We start from the raw sequence: 21,251 nt of genomic DNA, 5'->3' as shown, positions 1-21,251 counted from the left end.
TAGAAATTCCTAGTTAGATTGATTTTGTTTTTTCATTACCATGCTATTACTCGGATGGTGAATTGAATTTTTTAGTAATTGGCTAGTGATAGAAATAGGAACTGCATCAGAGGTTAATCCGACAACTACTGCAAGAGCAAATACTAAAGTATTTTCCCAGTTGCCATGCATCATACTACTAATTACTAAAAACAAAGGAACAATAACTGCAGCTAGAATTAAAAATACTCTTGTTAAATTTCTGGTATCTAAATTAAACACGTGCTTCTTTAATTCCATCTTGGAAATATTTTGAGATAATTTTCCAAAAATAGTCTCTTTTCCAGTCGCAAATACTACTCCAACTCCAGAACCAGAGATAATTCTGGTACCTGCGTATAAAATATTGGCATAGTCTACATAACCATGATTGTTTCTCTGACCTAAAGAAGTAATTTCACTCTTATATACTGGATTATCTTCATCCATAAAGAAATCGGCTGAACAAATTATATTATTATTCTTTAAAATTCTTACATCTGCCGGAACCACTTCTCCAGCTTGTAACAAGATAATATCCCCAGCCACTAACTCTTTAGTTGCCAACTCTTGTGGCATGCAGTCGCGCATAACTTTAGTAGTGGGTGATATTTTATGTAGTAAATTTTGAATAGCCGCTCTAATTTTGATATTTTGAATGAAACTTAATATTCCAGAAATAGCTAAAACTAAAATAATTAAAACAGGTGTATCTAAATTATGAACTTTTAATTTATAGTTAAGCATAATAGATACAATTGCTAAGCCTAAAAGAATACTTGTAAAAGGCGTCATAAATGCTTCACATAAAAATTGAAGTCTAGTATTTTTAGGTTTATTTACAATTTCGTTAGGACCATTTTTTGCTAAGCGTTGCCTCGCATCTTTAGTTTGAAGGCCACTAATTGAGGTTTTTAATCGTTGCAGTGTTGCAAATTTATCTTCGCATGCAATCCGGCGCACCAGCTTGGTGTCTGTAGTATGTCTTTTGCCGGAAGTGTTGATTTTTAACATCTTCAACATCCTTTCTTAAGAACCTAGCAAACAAACAAAAAGCCGATGCAAAAACTGCATCGGCTTAAATCCAAGCGATTTTTATACTCGTCGTTCAGTTTTAACACTACGTGACGTAAGGTTATAAAAATATAACTAGCTGGCTGGGGAGGGCCTTATATCGACGATCCCTGTTTGACCCGTTGGCATCTCTGGATGTTGCTGGGCGACAGCATGTGTTCACGTAGGAGTCTCACCTAACAGTTTATTTGCTCTAATATTTAATTTCTATTGATACTTTAACGGCTAACTAGCTTTTAGTCAAGCCCTAATGTGGCTTTCGCGTGCTTTTGAATAAAACTAATCCAAAACTAATTAAAGCTGCAATCACTAATCCCCAAACTAAACTTACACTTTGTGGATGATCAATTTTTTGTAACTCTTCTTGCGTCAAAGAATTTTTATCATAAGATAACTTATCTTTTTGGGCAATTAAAGTTGCACAGGCATTAAAAACTAATCGAATTCCTGAGTTGAAGCTTGATTTTTTCTCACTTCTTAATTTATCGCCTGCATATCGAATAATGTTGCTACACTTATTTTGTGTCAAAACATCTTGGTAATTTTTACCAACAAGAATTTGAACATTTTTTCTTTTATTTTGTAATGCAGCTACAATAATTACCTGATTTTTCATCGGCCTAATTTTATTTATATCATTACTATTTTTTAGACTTAAAAGCCGAATCTCAGGTTTATTTTTTGTTTTTTGATACTCTTTATTTTTTTGAGTTACTAATTCTTTAGTTTGGTTATTAAATAAATTTTGCAGATCACTAACAAAAGAAGTTGTACTAGCAGTAAATAGTAAAAAAGAAATTAGGAGTATTCCAAAACTGATAAACTTATTTTTCATTATCCGTCTTCTCTAACCTCTCAGCTAAGCTTTGAACATATTTATGATCTAGCGTTACTTGTTCAATCGCCACACCCTTTTCACGCAGTAACTTGAGTGCTAACGGATTATCATGATAATCATAATAATAGTTAATTTTCTTAATACCAGCCTGAACTAAGCATTTGCTGCAATTAAAGCAAGGAAAATAAGTCACGTAGATTTCAGTACCTTCAGTTGAAATACCATTTTTAGCACACTGAATTAAGGCATTCATTTCTGAGTGAATAGTTCTAACACAGTGTCCATCAACCATTAAGTGACCAACGTCATCACAATGAGGTTGTCCAGAAACACTTCCATTATAACCAGTGGCAATCATCCGGTCGTCCTTGACCAACACACTTCCCACTAGGGCTCGGTCACAAGTTGAGCGCTGTGCAATAACTAACGCCTGCATCATAAAATATTGCTTCCACGGAATCCTGTCTCTTGTCATCAGTCTTACCCTCTTTAAATTATTTATTTAACCTATCAAAATAATTTAAACCAATTGCTTCTCTAACTTCTTGTAAAGTTTGGTTAGCAACTTCATTTGCCTTCTTTGATCCCTCTAGTAACATTTCGTATACAGCATCTGGATCTTGAGCAAACTTCTCTCTACGCTCTCTAATTGGCCCAAGTTCTTCTTCAAGAACCTTATTCAAGTAGCGTTTAATTTTAACGTCCCCTAAGCCACCTTTTTGATATTGTTCCTTAAGTTCAGCCACCTTATCTTTATCTGGTGCAAAAACATCAAGATAAGTAAAGACAGTATTACCCTCTACTTGACCAGGATCTTCAACATGAATATGGTTTGGATCCGTGTACATTGACATAACTTTCTTTTGTACAGTCTTTGCATCATCGGACAAGTAAATTGCATTTCCAAGTGATTTAGACATTTTTGCATTTCCATCTAAACCTGGAAGTCTACCTTGTCCCTTTGGTGGGAAGTAACCCTTTGGTTCAACTAAAATATCAGTGTTATAAACTCTATTAAAAGTACGAACAATTTCTCTAGTTTGTTCAAGCATTGGTTCTTGATCATCCCCAACTGGAATTATTGTTGCTTTAAAAGCAGTAATGTCTGCTGCCTGAGAAACTGGGTAGTTTAAGAAACCAACTGGAATTGAATCTTTAAAATTCTTTTGCTTAATTTCAGTTTTAACAGTTGGATTTCTTTCTAGACGTGCAACTGTTACCAAATCCATGTAATAAGCAGTTAATTCAAAAAGAGCAGGGATTTGTGATTGCACATAGATAGTAGACTTTTCAGGATCTAGTCCAACAGCTAAGTAGTCCAAAGCTACTTGAATTAAGCTATTCTTAATTTTTTCAGGATCTCTAGCATTATCAGTTAGTGCTTGAGTGTCCGCAATCATAATATAAGGGTCATATTTACCTTCATTTTGTAATTTTACACGGTTTTTTAAGGAGCCAATATAGTGACCAATATGAAGTTTTCCGGTTGGTCTATCTCCAGTTAATAAAATTTCCTTTGTCATATTTTTTCTCCAATATATCTGTAATCTTTAGCTTTACCTCCAATTCTAGCAAAAATCCTTATTTGTTTAAACTTACCTAAAAGTTGCTAAAATTAAATTGAGAGAAAAATTACATAAAGAAAGGATGAATAGAGATGTGTAGTCATTATGAAATGCCATCGCTTAAAGAAATTAAGACATATCTAAAAACTGATTTAGAATTACCACTAGTTGTATCAAAAAACATTGAAGACAAATTTGAATCTGTTACTCAAATTTATCCTAAATCTCCATCTTTAGTTATGCTATATAGCGATGACGAACTAAAGTTAGTTGAAAAGAAATGGGGCTATCCAAGTCCATTTAAAAAGAATCGAGTAATTTATAATGCTCGGGTAGAGCGTTTTTATGAAGAAAAACCATCAATGTGGGATGATTCATTTGCTCGCCAGCGGTGCATTATTTTATCTAATGAATTCTGGGAAAGTAGTAAGCAAACTTACCTTGCATCAAATAACAAAACCTATCATGAACACTCATCTTTTACTGCAAAAGATGAACCGATGGCATTAATTGCTGGTATTTATAAAGGGGATGACTTTTCAATGGTCACTACTGCTTCTAATGATACTGTGCTTCCAGTTCATGAAAGAATGCCCTTAGTGTTAAAGCCATCTGAATTACGTCGTTGGCTCTTTCAAAACTTTACTTCTCTACTTGACCGGTCAGAATATAACCTAGACAGACATCAGTTGCCACATCGTTAGCAAAATGATATAATCATTTTGCTTATGCGGGTATAGTTTAATGGTAAAATGTCAGCTTCCCAAGCTGAAGATGCGGGTTCGATTCACGCTATCCGCTTATATTAAAAAACGAGGAACTTTATGAAGTTCCTCGTTTTTTGTTAGGCTAAAATCACCATAAAAATTCCATTTAGGATTGCTAAATAAATTGGCATCATGATTCTTTGTGAATATAAGTAAGACCAAGCAAAAAGCATCCCGTAAAGACTATTGAGAATAAATAAACTAAATGAAGTTTGAAAATTAAGTATTCCATAGAAAAAGCCTGAGCACATAATGCCAACTATACCGCTAACCATATTCTGTGCTCTAAACCCATAATTAAAGAAAAAACCTGTTGTTAAATATACTTGCATTGCTGGTAGCAAAAGACCAGTCGAAAATATAAGAAACCAAAATAAAAGATTACATTCAGCCTTTTGATAAATTATTTGAAAAGACATTAAGGGCACGCTTCCTTTAGCTTGAAGATAGGAAACAAAAACACGTCCTAAAATCACCAGAATAGATACACCAACTATAAATCCATAATCTGCTAATAAAGGCATCGTGGGCTTTTTTTCAAAAAATCGTTGTTCTCGATTAAATTGTCGAATATAAAAATATAAAGTAAACAAGGCACAAAGTAAGAAAAAAAAGTACCCTATTTTATTTACATGATCATTTAACAGAGCTAATTTTTTAACTCCAATTACAATTAAATATAAGACCAAATAAACAATATATCTAGTCAAATTTCCTTGTCTGGACGATGGTGTATTCATGTATTTTCCCCTTTATATCAATTACTTTCAATTATAGCAAAGCATTTACTATTAGTTATACTTCAGGAAAAATATATACTTATTGACAGCGCTTACGTTGATGATTAACATGAAAGATAAGATAAAAAGAGAGGTAATACTAATGAACTTAATCGCAATTGATATTGGCGGCACAACTATTAAAATCGCTACCTGGATAAATCAAAAATTAAAGATGGCATTTACTATTGATACACCGGATAATTTAGATACTTTTTATGAGGAATTAACTGATGCAGTTAACGAAATAAAAGCTAATCATAACATTGATGGTGTAGCCATCTCTTCTCCTGGTGCTGTTAATAAAGCTACTGGCGTGATTGAAGGAGCAAGTGCTCTACCGTATATTCACAACTTTAAGATCGTACCTGAATTAGAAAAAAGATTTGGTTTGCCAGTAAGTATCGAAAATGATGCAAACTGCGCAGCTCTTGCCGAAATCGCTGACGGAGCAGCTAAAGGATGCAGTAGTATGGCATTTTTAGTTATTGGTACCGGCGTTGGGGGAAGTATCATTATTAACAATCAAATCTGGCATGGTGCACATCTCTATGGCGGTGAATTTGGTTTTATGATTATTGATGGTAAGCAGTTAAGTGAGCTAGCTTCACCTGTTACCATGGCCAAGCGCTACAATAAAAAGACTGGAAAAGATTTTGATGGTAAGACTGTTTTTGAACTTGCTGACACTGATGACCCAGTTGCTCAAGAAGAACGGGGAAAGCTCCTCCATGCTCTTGCTGTAGCAATTTTTAATATTCAACACAGTTTTGATCCTGAAAAAATTATTATTGGTGGTGGAATTTCACAAAATCCAGAATTAGTTCCCCTACTCGACGATGAAATTGCTAAATTAAGAAATAAGATGGATATCGAGACCGTGAAACCAATTTTGGATATATGTACATTAAAAAATGAAGCAAATTTGCGTGGAGCGGTTGCAGATTTTGAAAAAGAGCATTAAATTTTATATAGACACTTTTTTATTATTAAATAAATGTGTTTGAAAGCATCATGAAAAAGGACTGAGGAAACCATCCCAGTCCTTTTTTGTTATCTAATTAAACAAAAGTATATATTTTTATATGAAAGTGCTTTACTTTTGTTCCAAATAAGATTATATTTATACATGTAAAACATGTAAGCGATTGCAAAGAGGAAATATTATGAATAAGCACAAAATGCCTAAAGACTTCTTCTGGGGCAATTCGGTTTCAAGTATGCAAACTGAAGGTGCCTGGGATGAAGACGGTAAAGGCTTATCAGTTTACGATGTACGACCTGCTACAGAAAATACTACAGACTGGCACACCGCGATTGATGAATACCATCGTTATGATGAGGATTTAGACCTAATGAAAGAAATGAATATGAATATGTATCGTATTCAAATTTCATGGTCAAGAGTTTGTCCCGAAGGAGACGGGGATTTTAATCCTAAAGGAATTGAATTTTATGACAAATTAGTAGATGCCATGCTTGATCGCGGAATCGAGCCGATGATTTGTCTTTATCACTTTGACATGCCCCTACACCTAGCAAAAGAATACAACGGTTTTATGTCACGCCATGTTGTTGATGCTTTTGTTAGATTCGGCAAAAAGATGATTGATCATTTTTCAGACCGAGTTAAATACTGGATTGTTTTCAATGAACATAATCTTTACTTCCAAGACGAAGTATTTAACATCTCTGGTTACGAAAAAGGTGACAAAACTTTAGATGATATGTATACCATCTTTCACCACACCATGATCAGTCATATTCGATTGGCTAATTACATCCATGAAAAATATGATGATGTAAAAATCGGCGGAATGCTTGCCTTCCAACAAATTTATCCTGAAACTTCAAAATCTACCGATGTTTGGGCAGCAAAACAAATTCAAGAATTTTTGAATTTCAATATTTATGATGCAGACACTGGCCGTGGTTATTCACCGGAAGTACTACAATACGCTAAAGACCACAACATTAATTGGGATATAACTGAAGATGATAAAGAAGAAATGAAAAAAGCAAAGGCTGACTTTTTAGCTTTTAGTTACTATTCTTCTTGGACAGTGTCAGCTGATAAAATTCCTGCCGACGTTGCTCCTAACCGTTACATGAATTATGGCGGTGTAGAAAACAAGTATCTCAAGACAAATGCTTGGGGCTGGACAATTGATCCACTTGGTTTTAGAAACGCCATTACCACTATGTACAACCATTACAAGATTCCAATCTTCCCAATTGAAAACGGAATCGGCTTAAAAGAAACGTGGGATGGTGAGCATATGATCGAAGATGATGAACGTATTGCTTACCACGAGGAACATATTAAGGCTATGAAAGATGCCATGTTCTTAGATGGAGCTAAAGTTTTAGGTTATCTAGGTTGGGGATTAATCGATATTCCAAGTTCACATGCCGATATGGAAAAACGCTATGGTGCTGTTTACGTCAACCGTTCAAATCATGACTTAAAAGATTTAAAACGTGTTCCAAAGAAATCATTTTATTGGTTCCAAAAAGTATTAAAAGATAATGGAGACGAAATATAATGAGCGAACAAAAACAATCAGGCAGTATGTGTTTGTTAATAAACACATACTGCCTCCAGTAATGAAATTTGTTAATACTAAGGCTATCCAAGCCTTACAAAATGGTATGATTTATACTTTACCATTTATCCTTATTGGATCTATTTTCTTAATTTTAGGAAATATTCCTATTCCAGCCGTAGCTAATGCAATTAATGCTTCCGGTTGGGGTGCATTCTTCAACCAAGCCTACACTACTACTTTTAGTATCATGGCTATGTGGGCAGCAGTTGGTATTGCCTATATTTATGTTAAAAATGAAGGCTATGAACCACTAGCACCCGGTCTTACTTCATTAGCTGCATTCTTAATGCTTCAAACTTTAACTATTGACAGTCCATTAAAGAATGCCATGGCTAAAGGTATTGACGGTGGAATGAGTGCAAAAGCAGTAACTGAAAATATTGATAAGTTACCACACGCTTTACAAACATTCCTAGAATCACCAGTTACAGGTGTCTTCAACATTACCTGGCTTGGTGGCGACGGAATGATCGCCGCAATCATTGTTGGTTTGTTAGTCGGCTGGATTTACTCAGCTATTATGAAAAAGGGCTGGACTATTAAGTTACCTGAACAAGTTCCAGCTGCTGTTTCTAACCAATTTACTGCTATGATTCCATCAGGAATTATCTTAATTGGTACTATGCTTATTTACGCAGGCTTTAAGTTAACTACTGGTTCAGACTTCTTACAATGGACCTACCAAACTCTTCAAATTCCACTTCAAGGTATCTCTGATTCACTTGGTGGTGCCATCGCTATTGGATTCTTAGTACCATTCTTCTGGTTCTTTGGTGTTCACGGCGGTTTAATTGTTGGTTCTCTTGCTGGCCCTATGCTTCAAGCTAACTCTTTTGATAATGCTCAATTGTACAAAGCTGGTAAATTAACTATTGCCAATGGTGCTCACGTTGTTACTAACGAATTCTACAACAACTTTATTAACTTGACTGGTTCAGGTATCACTATTGGTTTAATTATCTTTATTTTAATTGCTGCTAAATCAGCACAATTACGTTCAATCGGTAAAGTTGAATTAGTTCCTGGTATCTTTAACATTAACGAACCATTCCTATTCGGTTTACCTATTGTTATGAACCCATTCTTAGCAATTCCATTCTTCTTAACACCAGTTGTAGTTGCTATCTCAACTTACTTCGTAATTAGAACTGGTATTGTTCCCCCTCTTAATGGTTTTGCTTGTCCGTGGACAATGCCAGCTGTTATCTCCGGTTTCCTAATTGGTGGCTGGAAGATGGCAATTTGGCAAGCATGTACATTAGTTATTTCAACTTTGATCTACTGGCCATTTGCTAGAAAGTACGACAAGATCTTAGTCCAAAGAGAAGCTGCAACGCTTAAGAAAGACGAAGCTGAAGGTAAATAATTTTTTCAGCTATTAACTAACACTTATGATCAAAATCGTGCTATAATGTAAATGCTTTCAATGATGAAAGTGCATACATTTAATTTATAGATCAACACTCAAACACTGAAAAACACTTAATTAGATTTACAAAGGAGATAATTATTATGGCAGATAAAACTATTATGTTAGCTTGTTCAGCAGGTATGTCAACTTCACTTTTAGTATCAAAGATGCAAAACGCAGCTAAAGAAAAAGGTAAGGACTACAAGATCTTTGCTACTGCAGCATCAGGTATTCAAGATGAAATTGATAAGGAACACCCAGATGTATTAATGCTTGGACCTCAAGTTCAATACATGGAAGACAGTGTTAAAAAGATTACTGATGAAGCAGGCATCCCATTAGCAGTTATTAACATGCAAGACTACGGTATGATGAATGGTGAGCATGTTCTTGAAACTGCTCAAGAATTAATGGGCGATAAATAGTCAAATGAACGACGAAGTAAAAATTGTTAACGAATTTGATCGTAACGGTCATCACTTTAAAATTGGAGTCAGCGCAGATGGACAAGTTTCTATTTATTTAGATAATGAAACTAAAGCTCATCATGGCTATCATTTTCCTGGTATTATCCAAGTCCCTAAAGGTCTTGAGATAGACGGACAAATGCTACTGCAATTACCAATTGATTGTGATGCAGCAATTGATCAAGGAATTCAAGAATTAAAACAAAAATAATTTATGGGAGATGCTTGCTGACATAGTAAAATAAATAATTGTCAGGAGCATCTTTTATTTTAAAAATACTATCTAGGAGAATTAAAATTATGGCACAAGAAAATAGCGATAACATGCAAGTTGTAATGGGAATTATTATGCAAGCTGGTAATGCAAAGGCTGCTGCTATGCAAGCAATCCAAGCTGCTAAAAAAGGCGACTTTGAAAAGGCTGATGAGTTTATTAAGCAAGCAAACGAAGGCTTAGTAAATGCCCACAATGTTCAAACTGATATGTTGACCCAAGAAGCACAAGGTAACCATGTAAAAGTTGACCTTTACATGGTTCATGCTCAAGACCACTTAATGACAGCTATTACTTTTATTGATTTAGCTAAGGAAGTAGTAGCTGTTTACAAAAAAATGGCTGAAAAGTAATGACTGCTGAAGCAAAGTACTTAAAAGTTGCTCGAATTCTACAAAAAAGAATTGAAGATGGAGTCTATAAACCTCAAACTCCCCTTCCTGACCAAAAAACACTTGCAGAAGAATTACACGTAAGCCGTTTAACTGTTAAGAAGGCCTTAGATGGTCTACAAAGAAAAGGTCTGGTTTATAAAGAATCTGGTCTCGGCACTTTTGTCTTAGGCCCAATTCCAATTCAAGATAAATTTGATTCACCAGCAAATGCTTTTAGTGGTTTAGCTAATCTACTAGGATCTAATGAGGTCACTAGCGATATCATTGAGTTTAATGTTGAATTTCCAAATGAAGATGTTCAACATTACTTAAAATTAAAATCTAGCGATCCAGTTTACAATATTCGTCGTCTAAGACGGCTTGAAGGTAAACCTCTGATTCTGGAACATACATTTATGCCAGTTAACTTAGTTCCAGATTTAAATGAAGATATATTACATAATTCTATCTATAATTATCTTCATCATAATTTGAAACTTAAATTTGGCGTTGCCTATCGTAAAATTAAGGCTACTAAGGCTGATGATTGGGATCAACAGTATCTTCAAGCCAAAAAAGACGATCCAATCTTAGAGCTGGAACAAATTGTCTGGTTAAACAATGGTCAACCAGTTGAATATTCAACAAGCCGAAATCGCTACAATGAACGAAATTATGTCGTTTTAGAGACAAATAGCTTTTAAGTAAAAGTTCTAGAGCAATTCTAGAACTTTTTTTATAAATTTAACCAAATTAAGAAAGGAAAAAATATGACAAAAAACTACTCTATGCCTAAAGACTTTTACTGGGGCGGTGCTAGTGCTGCAAACCAGTATGAAGGTGGTTATAAAGACGGTGGAAAAGGATTAAACGCCGTTGATGTACTAACTAATGGTTCTGCTAGTGAACCAAGAAAAGTCACCTGGAAAACTGCTGATGGCAAAACTGGATCTACTCCAATGGTTTGGGGAAAAGAGTTTAAACTACCCGAAGGAGCAAAACCAGCTCCTTTAGCTGACTATTACTATCCAAGCCATGAGGGAACAGACTTCTATCACCACTATAAAGAAGATATTAAATATATGGCTGACATGGGCTTTAATATGTTCCGTCTATCATTAAATTGGTCACGTATCTTACCAAACGGCGATGATAAAGAACCAAATAAAGAAGGCTTAGCCTTCTATGATAAGGTCTTTGATGAATGTGCTAAATATGGCATTGAGCCTTTAGTAACTCTCTCCCACTATGAAACGCCCCTATCTTTAGTTAATCGTTTTGGAGGCTGGAAAGACCGAAAAATGATTGACATTTTTGTTCATTATGCTGATATTGTAATGAATCACTACAAAGGAAAAGTTAAATACTGGCTAACCTTTAACGAAATTAATGCTATGGACATGGCTCCTTATATGGGCGGCGGATTAATTGATGGTAGTGAACAAAATCGTGCTCAAGGAGCTCATAATCAGTTTGTAGCAAGCAGTAAAGTAGTTAAGCTAGCTCATGAAATCGATCAAAACAATCAAGTAGGTCAAATGCTTGCCTACTCTGCTTACTATCCTTATACTGCTGACCCAGCTGATCAAATTTTAGTTATGAAAGCTAAACAAGAGATGCTCTTTTACTCAGATGTTCAAACTGGAGGTCGTTACCCTGAATATCGTTTAAAACAATATGAACGTGATGGCATCAAACTTGATGATAAGCCAGAAGACTATGAGTTAATAGAAAATTATCCAGCAGACTTTCTAAGCTTTTCTTGCTACACTTCTAATGTTCTTACTACGCATGAAGCAGACGCAAAAGCTAATGGTAATGTTTCCGCAGGTGGCGTTAAGAACCCTTATCTTGACTACAACGCCTGGGGATGGGCAACGGACCCAGATGTATTACGAATTGCCTTAAATGACCTTTGGGATCGATACCATAAGCCCCTCTTTATCGTTGAAAATGGTCTTGGTTGGGGCGATGAATTAACTGAAGATCATAAAGTTCATGATGACTATCGAATTGACTATCTTCGTGCCCAAATCAAATCAATGGAAGAAGCAGTTAATGAAGATGGTATTCCTTTGATGGGTTATACCATGTGGTCAGCAATAGACTTAGTCTCAAATGGTACTGGTGAAATGAAAAAACGCTATGGCTTTGTTTATGTTGATCGTGATGACAAAGGAAATGGATCTTTAAAGAGATATCCTAAGGATTCCTTTAACTGGTATAAAAAAGTTATTGTCTCCCATGGAAAAGATTTAGACTAAAAAACAAGATAGAACCTAGCTTTTTCTAGGTTCTATTTTTTTGACAAAATAGATAGAGAAAGACAGACAAAATGATTACAATCAAAGAACAAGCAAACTTCGAATCAAAAGATTTCTTTAATTACCTAGATAGGCAACTTACTCAAGCAATTAAAAAATCCCGTGGTAATGACTTACCTGTTAAAATTGCTGCAGAAACAACATATCAACAAAGAAATGTAAAAGCCGAAATCACTGAATATGAATTCGGTAAAAAATATGTTTCAGTTTTTAAGTCACCTAAAATATATATTAAAATTGGCTACTATTTAACCGATACACCGCAGGGTTGTCAGATTGTTTTTAAAGAGGATGTTCTTAGCTATGACGAAAAGAAACATTCTAATATCGGTACCTGGTTTTATAACTGGCAGTTAAAGCAAGGCGCAAAAAAACAACTAAAGCAAATGAAAAATAATGTCTTAGCCTATACAAAATAAAAATAGTCCTAGTCTCAAAGAATTTGTATTTTGAGACTAGGACTATTTTTTTAAATAATATCATCAGAACTTTGATCATAGAATTTAGAGTTTTGATAATTGTATACCAATTTAGAACTATCAAATGGTGTCCCATTGGCTAAATAGAAAGTATCATAAACTTCTAAACAGGGATCTCCTTCTTCTAATTCTAGATATTTTGCTTCATCGGCTCTTAACTTTCTAACGCGCATATATTTATCAGAGAAACGAATTTCTTTCTTTAAACCATCCTTGATATAGTCAAAAATCGATCCCTCAGCAATTTCCTTACTCATAAACGGAATAATGCTCTTAGGATAATACGATTCTTCTAAAACAAATGGCTTCCCTTCTTGTCTGCGCAATCTTTTTATAAAGTAACATACTTCATCAGAATGCAGATAGTCACATAAAGGTTTAGGGGGCCTTTTCTCAGCAAACTCAATTACTTCAGTAGTAGGATCTTTTAAAACATGAGCAAACCCGGCGTTATCAGTAAGTGACATATAACCATCTCGCCCTGTAGGTCTGACAAAAACGCCAGAACCTTGAACTTTATAAACTATTCCTCGTTGAGTTAACAAAGTAATCGCCTGTAAGATAGTAGATTTACCAACTTGATATTCTTTCATTAATTCGGTAATTGTTGGTAACTTATCTCCATGATGAAGTTTGTTTTTGGTGATATAAGCTTTTATTTTATCCGCAACTAATTCATATTTTTTCATTACTATGTCCTTAAAATAAAAATCTTCATAGTTATATTTTAAACTACGAAGATTTTAAAAGTCTATACTTTTTAATTATGCTTTAGTAGCATCTGCTTGTTCCTCCTTAAGCAATTCGTTGTCATAGTGCTTAATAAATGGATACCAAATCAAGAAGGCAATTATAGCATTGACCAAGGCTAAAACGAAACCTTGCCAACTAGCAGTAGCCATCATACCACCAAGACCTACAGGAATTGGCCATGGTTGTTGAACAATGATCTTAGGAACTAAGTGAGTTGCAATTGCAGCATAAGCAGTCATTGAACATACCATTGGAGCAGCTAAGAATGGAATAAACAATTTAATGTTATAAACAATTGGCAAACCAAATAGTAAAGGTTCGTTAATGTTAAATACAGCAGGAACAGCTTCAAGTTTACCAAGTTCTCGTAATTGCTTTGATCTAGCAGCAAATGCCATCCAAAGAGCCATACCAAGGGTAGCACCAGAACCACCCATAATTACAAAGGCGTTTGAGAATTCACCAGCAAACACATAGTGAGCACCAGCAGCATTAGCAGCCATATTTGATAAAACAATGGCTTGATAGAAACTTGAAATAATGGTTGCACCATGAATACCAAACCACCATAAGAAGTGGATCAGGAAGAAGATAATTAATACTCCCCACCAGGTATTAGCAATATTTGAAACAAATGAGAATGGGATAAATAGGAGTTGGAAAATATCTGTACCAAGTACAATTAAAATTACATCAATTACCGCAATAACTACTGCAATGACGAAACCAGGAATTAAGGCAGTAAATGAGTTAGCAACACCAGATGGAACAGATGCTGGCATCTTAATACGCCAATTATGTTTAATACAGAAGCGATAAATTTGAACAGTTAACCAAGCAACGATCAAACCAGTAAAAATACCAGTCGCACCAATTCTTGTTAAACCTGATCCAGAGATACCATATCCTCCGGCAACAACATTATCTTTCTTTAAGATATTAACAAAAATAGTATTGCCGCCCTTCCAAACTAATTGTGGAACGGTAATGAATAGGCCCATTAAAGTTAAGAAAACAGCGTTTAATGGATCAAGCAATAAGTTTTCTTCTTTGCGATAAATATCGGCATAGTTATAAGCGAATGATCCAGCAAAGTATATCGCAATAATACCCATTGTGGCGTTGTAAATAACAGTATAAATATTGTTAAAACGTCCAAATGTATTGTTATAAAAATCTACAAATCCTTTAGCAGTAATAACTTGTGTTAAAACTGTTAAGACCAAAAACATAGATCCAATGATAGAAAAGGCAATAATAGAATAACCAGCACCCATAATTGCACGTACAAAACGTGAACCTGAGAACTTACCTAAAGCCTTCATCATTTTATCTTTAAATGATGGTTGCGCAGTGTCAGACATAGTACATCTCCCTCAATTTGTCCTACTGTCTATTACTTTCAAATGTCTTAATTGCTCCTGCATATTTGTCGCGACCATTTTGAATGTTGCTAATTCTTCTTAAGATCAAAATAGATCCTAATATTCCAACAACTAAAATTGTAAAGATCACATTTGCGACATCGTTTGTAGCCATAAAAGGAAATAGAGTCTTTCCAAACGGTAAATAGCAACTGATAGCAAAGATTACATTTGCACCTAGCTGGAGTTGATAATACAGTTTTGTAAATTTTAAGTCAGTATTTCTGACGTTCCACTTACTTATCTGCTCTACTGAAGCTATTAATAATAAAACAAATAATAATCCCGAAATTATCGAAGCAACAATATTTTGGTAACAAATTGCAAAAACTAACCAAAAGAGATTAGTGAATAAGAACGCCGCAGAAAAATACCGAATCATTAAATAGCGGCTAAAATTTATAGATCTCACACTCATATCATGTTTCTTTTGTTCTAAACTCTGATCTCTTTTGGTCATTATTGTATCTGTCCTCCTAATATTGTTCCTGAACAATTCAGACAACACCTGTATAATACTCCATAATGAAACCGTTTGCAATAATTATCACTGTTTTCTTATAAAAATAAAATTCTATACTTTTAAGCTTTACAATTAAGTTTTTAATTTGTAGAATGAGTTTCGAAAACGCTTACTTTAGAAAGGACGTATTGAATATGACTGGATACACTATGCCTAAGGGCTTTTTATGGGGCGGCGCTGTTGCTGCTCACCAACTTGAAGGTGCATGGGATGAAGATGGAAAGGGAATTTCTGTAGCGGATGTTATGACAGTAGGATCAGCCACTAAGCCGCGTGAAATTACTGATGGCGTTATTCCTGGTAAAAACTATCCTAATCATGAGGCCATTGATTTTTACCATCACTACAAGGGTGATATTAAGTTAATGGCTGAAATGGGCTTTAAAGCTTTTCGTACTTCAATAGCTTGGACTAGAATTTTTCCTAAAGGCGATGAAGAAGAACCTAATGAAGCAGGTCTTAAGTTCTACGATGACTTATTTGATGAATGTCATAAGTATGGAATTGAACCTGTAATTACCCTTTCTCACTTTGAAATTCCTTATCACTTAGTCAAAGAATATGGTGGTTTTACTAATCGTAAATTAATTGATTACTTTGTTCGCTTTGCCCGTGTTTGCTTTAAGCGTTACAAGAATAAAGTTAAATATTGGATGACTTTCAACGAAATTGATAATCAATCTAGTTTTAACAATGACTTCTTAATGGCTACTAACTCTGGTATCTTGTTTAAGAACGGAATGGGCGATAAAGAAAAAGAAGCTGCTATGTATCAAGCAGCTCACTATGAATTAGTTGCTTCTGCTTTAGCAGTTAAAGAAGGCCACAAAATTAATCCAGACTTTCAAATTGGTTGTATGATTAATTACTCACCTGTTCGTCCTCTAACTCCATCATCAGATGATGTTTTACTTGCTGATAAGTTTGAACAAAGACGTGACTTCTTCTCTGATGTCCACGTTAATGGTGAATATCCAAATGCTGTTGAAGATTACATTGAAAGAAATGGCTACCGTCCAGATATCACTGAAGAAGATAAAATTGCCTTAAAAGAAGGTACAGTAGACTACGTTGGCTTCTCATACTATCAATCCACTACTGTTTCAAGTAAGAAAGTTAAACCAGATGAATTAACCGACTTACAAGAAGCTATCGTCGAAAACCCTACTTTAGAGCGTAGTGACTGGGGTTGGGAAATTGATCCAGAAGGTTTGAGAATCTCTCTTAACCACCTAACTGACCGCTACCACAAGCCACTATTTATCGTTGAAAATTGTCTCGGTGCTTACGACAAACGTGAAGCTGACGGGTCAGTTCATGATCCATATCGAATCGATTACTTGAGAAAACACATTGAACAAATGGAAAAGGCCGTTGTGTTAGATGGTGTTGACTTGATGGGTTATCTTCCTTGGGGATGCATAGACTTAGTTTCAGCTGGAACGGGTCAAATGGACAAGCGTTATGGCTTCATCTATGTTGACAAGAATGACAAGGGTGAAGGAACGCTAGAACGCTCAAAGAAGGATTCATTTAACTGGTATAAGAAAGTTATTGAATCTAACGGTAAAGATTTAGACTAACCATCAAAAATAGGATTTAGAGTGCTTCTAAATCCTATTTTTTTATTTTTATTAGCACCGCTCTAATTAGAGTGCTAAATATTTTACTTTCCCTACGGACCTACTACAATAGAAATTGTAGAGAGCGTAATGGAAGGAAGTTTTATTATGGCAAACGAAATGATGAAAAATCGTAACAACGATAATATGATGGATCAATTAAGTGATTGATTTAGTTTTCCAAAAGACTTTTTTGACGACAGTTCCATCAAGAACATTATGCAATCTGATGTAGCAGAAACTGATAAGGACTATATTGTTAAGGTTGACATGCCAGGAATGGATAAGAAAGACATCAAAGTTTCATATAAAGATGGCGTTCTAAACGTTTCAGGTAGTCGGGATTCATTCGATAACTTAGACAATAACAATGGCAATGTTCTTCACCGTGAAAGAAGCGTTGGTCACATTCAAAGAAGTTATCGTATTCCTGATGTTGACTCTAAAGACATTTCCGCAAAAGACGTCAATGGCGTTTTAACCATTACCTTACCAAAGTTAACTGAAGAAGATAAGGAAAATACAATTAATATTGAATAAATATTTAGATAAGAAAAAGACATCCCGCATAAGCGAGATGTCTTTTAATTTACAGCGATAATTTTAACATCATAACTTCCAGCTGGCGCTTCAACAGTTACTGTTGTACCAGCTTTTTTCTTCATCAAAGCTTGCCCCAAAGGTGAATCAAAGGAAATTTTTCCCTTAGCTAAATCTGCTTCCATCCTACCAACAATCCGATACTTTTCAGCTTCATCGTCACCATCAAAAAGTAAAGTAACATTTGATCCTAAATCAATAGTCCCACTTTCATCTTTTTGAATAATTTCTGAATATCTTAATTGCTTATCTAAATAGCGTAAGCGACTTTGTAAATGTCCTAATTCCATCTTAGCTGTAGTATATTCAGAGTTTTCTGATAAGTCTCCCATACTACGAGCTTCTTGTAAGATTTTAATTCTTCGTGGCCGATCTTTCTTTAAGCGAGCTATCTCGTCTTTAATTTCCTGATAGCCTTCAGGCGTCATTTTTTGATAATAAACCATTATTTAACCTTAACATCGTTTCCAGTAATCACATCTTGCTTGTAAAGATCACCATTCTTTACAGAATAATGACCAACAATTGTTCCAGTTGACTTCTCAGCTAAAGAATATTGTCCATTACCACCATCAATTAACGTAAAATTATCTGGGCCATAGCTACTTGAGTAGCCATTTTCTTTGATAGTATTAGAAACCATCTTATTAAACATAGCATCTGAAGAGCTATTAGCTGACGCAGCACTTTGACCGCCATTATTTTGAGTATTAGATGCTGAAGAATTGGATGAGCCATTTGAATTATTTGTATTTTTTGATTCATTTGAATTAGAAGAAGCATTTGAGTTTGCTGATCCATTCTGGCTAGCTTTTTCACTAGTACTACTCTTGGAACTTTCGCTGCTCCTCTTATCAGTTTTTTTATCTGAGTTAGTAGTTTCTGAATTATCAGTATCTATATCAGTCTTATCTTTCTTAGTTGTATGTTTTTTAGCTTTGTGGCTCTTTTTATGGCTTGTCTTAGTACTTTTAGCTTCATTATTAGTATTTGATTGGGTCGCATTATTACTACAACCTACAGCTAAAAGCATTGTCATTAGGGTAATTCCTGATACAAAAATATTCTTTTTCATAGTTCTTACCTCCGATATTGTTATCAATATTATACTTCAGAATCATCCCTTAAATACTCATGAAAGTCACTTTCATTCAATAAAATTAGTGTATTAACTTGTGATTTGCTGTATAGTAAATATAATGAAAAACATGATAAAAAAATTAAAGGAGTGTAATCTATGTCTCACGAATTAACCCTACAAGAAATTAATCAATTCCGTAGTGACTTTGATAATTCACGTAATCAAGTAGTTTCTCGCGCAGCAATGCGGTCCGGTGTGTTAGAAGCTTCATTTAATCCAGCAGTTACTAACCGTCTAAACGATGTATTCTCTGTCGAAGTAGAAACTGATAATGTTACTAACCAAATGCAGTCAGGTCGTTGCTGGTTATTTGCGACCTTAAATACTTTACGCCATGATTTTGGTAAAAAATATAAGGCTAAGAACTTCACCTTATCTCAAGCATATAACTTCTTCTGGGATAAGATTGAACGTGCTAATATTTTCTATGATGCAATTATTGATTCTGCAGATAAGCCCTTAGATGATCGCACAGTTAAGGCATATATGAATTTTGCTGGTGCAGATGGTGGTCAATGGGCAATGGCTGCTTCCTTAGTGAAAAAATACGGTGTTGTCCCAACCAATGCAATGCCTGAAAGTTTTAATACTAATCATACAGCTGGTTTATCTGATGCGCTAGCTCGTAAAGAAAGAAAAGATGCTTTAGTTTTACGTAAATTAGTTCAAGAAGGTAAAACTGAAGAAGTTGAAAAGAAACGCAAAGAATTTCTAAGTGAAATCTATCGCATGACTGCAATTGCTGTTGGCGAACCTCCTAAGACTTTTGACTTAGAGTACCGCGATGATGAGAAAAAACTTCACTTGGATAAAAACTTAACTCCAGTTGAATTTTTCAATAAGTACTGGGATATTAATTTCAATGATTATGTTTGCTTAACTAATGCGCCAGATCATGAATATGGCAAACTTTACTCTCTTCCATTTGAAGACAATGTTAATGGTGGTATCCCTATTACTTTCTTAAATGTTCCAATCGAATACTTAAAAGAAGCTGCCATTAAACAACTAAAAGATGGTGAAAGTGTTTGGTTTGGTAATGATGTCTTGAAAGAAATGGATCGTAAGACTGGTTACCTAGATACTGAATTATACAAGACCGATGAATTATTTGATGTTGATACTTATATGACTAAGGCAGAAAGATTGGCTACTGGTGAAGGCGAAGTTAGCCACGCTATGACTTTAGTTGGTGTTGACTTAGATAAGGGTGAAATCCGTAAGTGGAAAGTTGAAAACTCATGGAGTGAAAAATCTGGCCGTAAAGGTTACTTCACAATGAGCGATAAGTGGTTTGACGAATTTGTTTATGAAGTGGTTGTTAGAAAAGAGTTCTTAACTGAAGATCAAAAGAAACTTGCAGAAAGCAAGCCAACTCCACTTCCTGCTTGGGATTCACTAGCTTAGTAAAAATAAAATATAATATATACCAAAAAGAGATTTGTATCAATACGGGTACAAATCTCTTTTTCTTCAATTATACATTCCATTCATCCATAAATTCTTGAACAAACTCACGCATATATTCAGTTCTCCGGTGTGCTTCCTTTTTAGCAGCAGGCGTATTCATTAGGTCTTCTAGATCAAATAATTTTTCATAGAAATGATTAATTGTGGTTTCTACATGGTTGCGATATTGAGCATGACTTATTAGCTTCTCAGGCTTAATTTTGGGATCATAAATCTTATTTCCATGCTTACCACCATAAGTAAATGCTCTAGCAATTCCGATTGCCCCTAAACTTTCAATCCGATCAGCATCTTGCACATATTGTCCACTCAAAGGAAGGTGATAATGATGCTCAATATTAGCTGAAAAAGACATATGCTGAATAGTAAATAAAATATCTTCTATTTCTAAAGAAGTAAAGCCACCCTTAGGCAATAATTCTTTGATTTCGTCTATAACTTCATCAGGATTGTCACAAATTTTTTCATCGATTGTATCATGTAAATAACTTCCTGTCTGAATAATAGCTACTATTCTGCTGTCTTTATGTGCATCTGGATAATCACTTAGATACATTTTTGTGGCTAAATTTGCCACTCTTTGTCCATGGTAGTAATCATGACCTGTTTTTTCACCTTTTAGATGATCTTTAGTAAATTGCTTAACTAATTCAATGTTCATGCTGCACCTTCTTCTTTAATTAATTCAATTTTAACAAACATAAGAAAAAGATCTACCAGATACTTTTATCCAATAGAT

At 34.7% G+C, this 21,251-nt stretch carries 22 protein-coding genes, 1 tRNA gene, 2 pseudogenes and 1 riboswitch; of the genes and pseudogenes, 14 read left to right on the top strand and 11 right to left on the bottom strand.

Annotation, left to right across the window (positions count from 1 at the left end; translation table 11 throughout):
- Nucleotides 1-9: 9 nt before the first annotated feature.
- The 4 genes from H0I41_RS01130 to trpS form a co-directional block, all read right to left on the bottom strand.
- On the bottom strand, nucleotides 10-1,041 hold the full coding sequence (locus H0I41_RS01130) for a P-type ATPase actuator domain-containing protein (RefSeq protein WP_011161398.1): 1,032 nt from the start codon (nucleotides 1,039-1,041) through the stop codon (nucleotides 10-12).
- 69 nt (nucleotides 1,042-1,110) lie between these two features.
- Nucleotides 1,111-1,283: riboswitch (M-box (ykoK) riboswitch) on the bottom strand.
- Between the two features lie 56 nt (nucleotides 1,284-1,339).
- A complete protein-coding gene (locus H0I41_RS01125; RefSeq protein WP_014567018.1) occupies nucleotides 1,340-1,927 on the bottom strand; it encodes a TPM domain-containing protein in 588 nt (195 codons plus the stop codon).
- A complete protein-coding gene (locus tag H0I41_RS01120; protein ID WP_004895997.1) occupies nucleotides 1,917-2,405 on the bottom strand; it encodes a deoxycytidylate deaminase in 489 nt (162 codons plus the stop codon). Before H0I41_RS01120 ends, H0I41_RS01125 begins: the two co-directional genes overlap by 11 nt.
- Before the next feature lie 19 nt (nucleotides 2,406-2,424).
- Complete coding sequence (trpS, locus tag H0I41_RS01115) at nucleotides 2,425-3,453, bottom strand: tryptophan--tRNA ligase (RefSeq protein WP_004895998.1); 1,029 nt, start codon at nucleotides 3,451-3,453, stop codon at nucleotides 2,425-2,427.
- A 134-nt stretch (nucleotides 3,454-3,587) separates the two neighbouring features.
- Between trpS and H0I41_RS01110 the strand changes: the two genes are divergently transcribed.
- Together H0I41_RS01110 and H0I41_RS01105 are read left to right on the top strand one after the other, a co-directional pair.
- Nucleotides 3,588-4,199, top strand: a complete 612-nt coding sequence (locus H0I41_RS01110; protein WP_182094566.1) for an SOS response-associated peptidase family protein — start codon at nucleotides 3,588-3,590, stop codon at nucleotides 4,197-4,199.
- A 26-nt stretch (nucleotides 4,200-4,225) separates the two neighbouring features.
- Nucleotides 4,226-4,296: transfer RNA gene (locus H0I41_RS01105), tRNA-Gly, on the top strand.
- Between the two features lie 43 nt (nucleotides 4,297-4,339).
- Here H0I41_RS01105 and H0I41_RS01100 read toward each other — a convergent pair.
- Nucleotides 4,340-5,002: a CPBP family glutamic-type intramembrane protease gene (locus H0I41_RS01100; RefSeq protein ID WP_004898696.1), complete on the bottom strand. Its 663-nt coding sequence runs from the start codon at nucleotides 5,000-5,002 to the stop codon at nucleotides 4,340-4,342.
- 142 nt (nucleotides 5,003-5,144) lie between these two features.
- Between H0I41_RS01100 and H0I41_RS01095 the strand changes: the two genes are divergently transcribed.
- From H0I41_RS01095 to H0I41_RS01055, 9 genes and pseudogenes are all read left to right on the top strand, one after another.
- Nucleotides 5,145-6,005 carry an ROK family protein gene (locus tag H0I41_RS01095; RefSeq protein ID WP_135014079.1) on the top strand — a complete coding sequence of 287 codons (861 nt, stop codon included), beginning with the start codon at nucleotides 5,145-5,147 and terminating at the stop codon, nucleotides 6,003-6,005.
- Between the two features lie 202 nt (nucleotides 6,006-6,207).
- Entirely contained in the window at nucleotides 6,208-7,587 is a 1,380-nt protein-coding gene (locus H0I41_RS01090) for a glycoside hydrolase family 1 protein (RefSeq protein WP_023599149.1), read from the top strand.
- Nucleotides 7,587-9,016, top strand: a pseudogene (locus H0I41_RS01085) (PTS sugar transporter subunit IIC). Before H0I41_RS01090 ends, H0I41_RS01085 begins: the two are co-directional and overlap by 1 nt.
- A gap of 146 nt (nucleotides 9,017-9,162) precedes the next feature.
- Nucleotides 9,163-9,486 (top strand): PTS sugar transporter subunit IIB, encoded by a 324-nt coding sequence (locus H0I41_RS01080; RefSeq protein WP_004898688.1) that lies wholly within the window; start codon nucleotides 9,163-9,165, stop codon nucleotides 9,484-9,486.
- 4 nt (nucleotides 9,487-9,490) lie between these two features.
- Nucleotides 9,491-9,739: a hypothetical protein gene (locus tag H0I41_RS01075; protein ID WP_053107304.1), complete on the top strand. Its 249-nt coding sequence runs from the start codon at nucleotides 9,491-9,493 to the stop codon at nucleotides 9,737-9,739.
- Nucleotides 9,740-9,828: 89 nt separating this feature from the next.
- Complete coding sequence (locus H0I41_RS01070) at nucleotides 9,829-10,155, top strand: PTS lactose/cellobiose transporter subunit IIA (RefSeq protein ID WP_004898685.1); 327 nt, start codon at nucleotides 9,829-9,831, stop codon at nucleotides 10,153-10,155.
- Complete coding sequence (locus H0I41_RS01065; protein ID WP_061400069.1) at nucleotides 10,155-10,880, top strand: GntR family transcriptional regulator; 726 nt, start codon at nucleotides 10,155-10,157, stop codon at nucleotides 10,878-10,880. The genes H0I41_RS01070 and H0I41_RS01065 overlap by 1 nt, the downstream gene beginning before the upstream one ends.
- A gap of 66 nt (nucleotides 10,881-10,946) precedes the next feature.
- Nucleotides 10,947-12,440, top strand: coding sequence for a glycoside hydrolase family 1 protein (locus tag H0I41_RS01060; protein WP_135014080.1), 1,494 nt, complete (start codon nucleotides 10,947-10,949; stop codon nucleotides 12,438-12,440).
- Nucleotides 12,441-12,511: 71 nt separating this feature from the next.
- Entirely contained in the window at nucleotides 12,512-12,919 is a 408-nt protein-coding gene (locus H0I41_RS01055) for a DUF3284 domain-containing protein (protein WP_135014081.1), read from the top strand.
- Between the two features lie 50 nt (nucleotides 12,920-12,969).
- Here the strand turns inward: H0I41_RS01055 and H0I41_RS01050 are convergent, their stop codons facing one another.
- The 3 genes from H0I41_RS01050 to H0I41_RS01040 all read right to left on the bottom strand — a co-directional run bounded on the left by H0I41_RS01050 (nucleotide 12,970) and on the right by H0I41_RS01040 (nucleotide 15,616).
- Nucleotides 12,970-13,668, bottom strand: a complete 699-nt coding sequence (locus H0I41_RS01050) for a GntR family transcriptional regulator (protein ID WP_053107306.1) — start codon at nucleotides 13,666-13,668, stop codon at nucleotides 12,970-12,972.
- Between the two features lie 75 nt (nucleotides 13,669-13,743).
- Nucleotides 13,744-15,096 (bottom strand): PTS cellobiose transporter subunit IIC, encoded by a 1,353-nt coding sequence (gene celB / locus H0I41_RS01045; RefSeq protein WP_135014082.1) that lies wholly within the window; start codon nucleotides 15,094-15,096, stop codon nucleotides 13,744-13,746.
- 22 nt (nucleotides 15,097-15,118) lie between these two features.
- The gene (locus H0I41_RS01040) at nucleotides 15,119-15,616 is read right to left on the bottom strand and encodes a hypothetical protein (protein ID WP_004898674.1); all 498 of its coding nucleotides are present in this window, start codon (nucleotides 15,614-15,616) and stop codon (nucleotides 15,119-15,121) included.
- A gap of 197 nt (nucleotides 15,617-15,813) precedes the next feature.
- On the opposite strand from H0I41_RS01040, the gene H0I41_RS01035 reads away from it, so the two are divergent.
- Entirely contained in the window at nucleotides 15,814-17,262 is a 1,449-nt protein-coding gene (locus tag H0I41_RS01035) for a 6-phospho-beta-glucosidase (protein ID WP_135014083.1), read from the top strand.
- A 147-nt stretch (nucleotides 17,263-17,409) separates the two neighbouring features.
- Nucleotides 17,410-17,841, top strand: a pseudogene (locus H0I41_RS01030) (Hsp20/alpha crystallin family protein).
- A 44-nt stretch (nucleotides 17,842-17,885) separates the two neighbouring features.
- On the opposite strand, the gene greA reads toward H0I41_RS01030, so the two are convergent.
- A complete protein-coding gene (gene greA / locus H0I41_RS01025; protein ID WP_135014084.1) occupies nucleotides 17,886-18,347 on the bottom strand; it encodes a transcription elongation factor GreA in 462 nt (153 codons plus the stop codon).
- On the bottom strand, nucleotides 18,347-18,976 hold the full coding sequence (locus H0I41_RS01020) for a hypothetical protein (protein ID WP_135014085.1): 630 nt from the start codon (nucleotides 18,974-18,976) through the stop codon (nucleotides 18,347-18,349). Before H0I41_RS01020 ends, greA begins: the two co-directional genes overlap by 1 nt.
- A gap of 162 nt (nucleotides 18,977-19,138) precedes the next feature.
- Between H0I41_RS01020 and H0I41_RS01015 the strand changes: the two genes are divergently transcribed.
- Complete coding sequence (locus H0I41_RS01015; protein ID WP_135014086.1) at nucleotides 19,139-20,449, top strand: C1 family peptidase; 1,311 nt, start codon at nucleotides 19,139-19,141, stop codon at nucleotides 20,447-20,449.
- Nucleotides 20,450-20,519: 70 nt separating this feature from the next.
- On the opposite strand, the gene H0I41_RS01010 is transcribed toward H0I41_RS01015, so the two are convergent.
- Nucleotides 20,520-21,173 carry an HD domain-containing protein gene (locus H0I41_RS01010; RefSeq protein ID WP_053106903.1) on the bottom strand — a complete coding sequence of 218 codons (654 nt, stop codon included), beginning with the start codon at nucleotides 21,171-21,173 and terminating at the stop codon, nucleotides 20,520-20,522.
- Between the last annotated feature and the right edge of the window lie 78 nt (nucleotides 21,174-21,251).

Origin of the sequence: Lactobacillus johnsonii (assembly GCF_014058685.1) — a bacterium.
Taxonomy (GTDB): domain Bacteria; phylum Bacillota; class Bacilli; order Lactobacillales; family Lactobacillaceae; genus Lactobacillus.
Note: the sequence above shows the minus strand (reverse complement) of the source record. Positions and strands in the feature narration are given on the sequence as shown.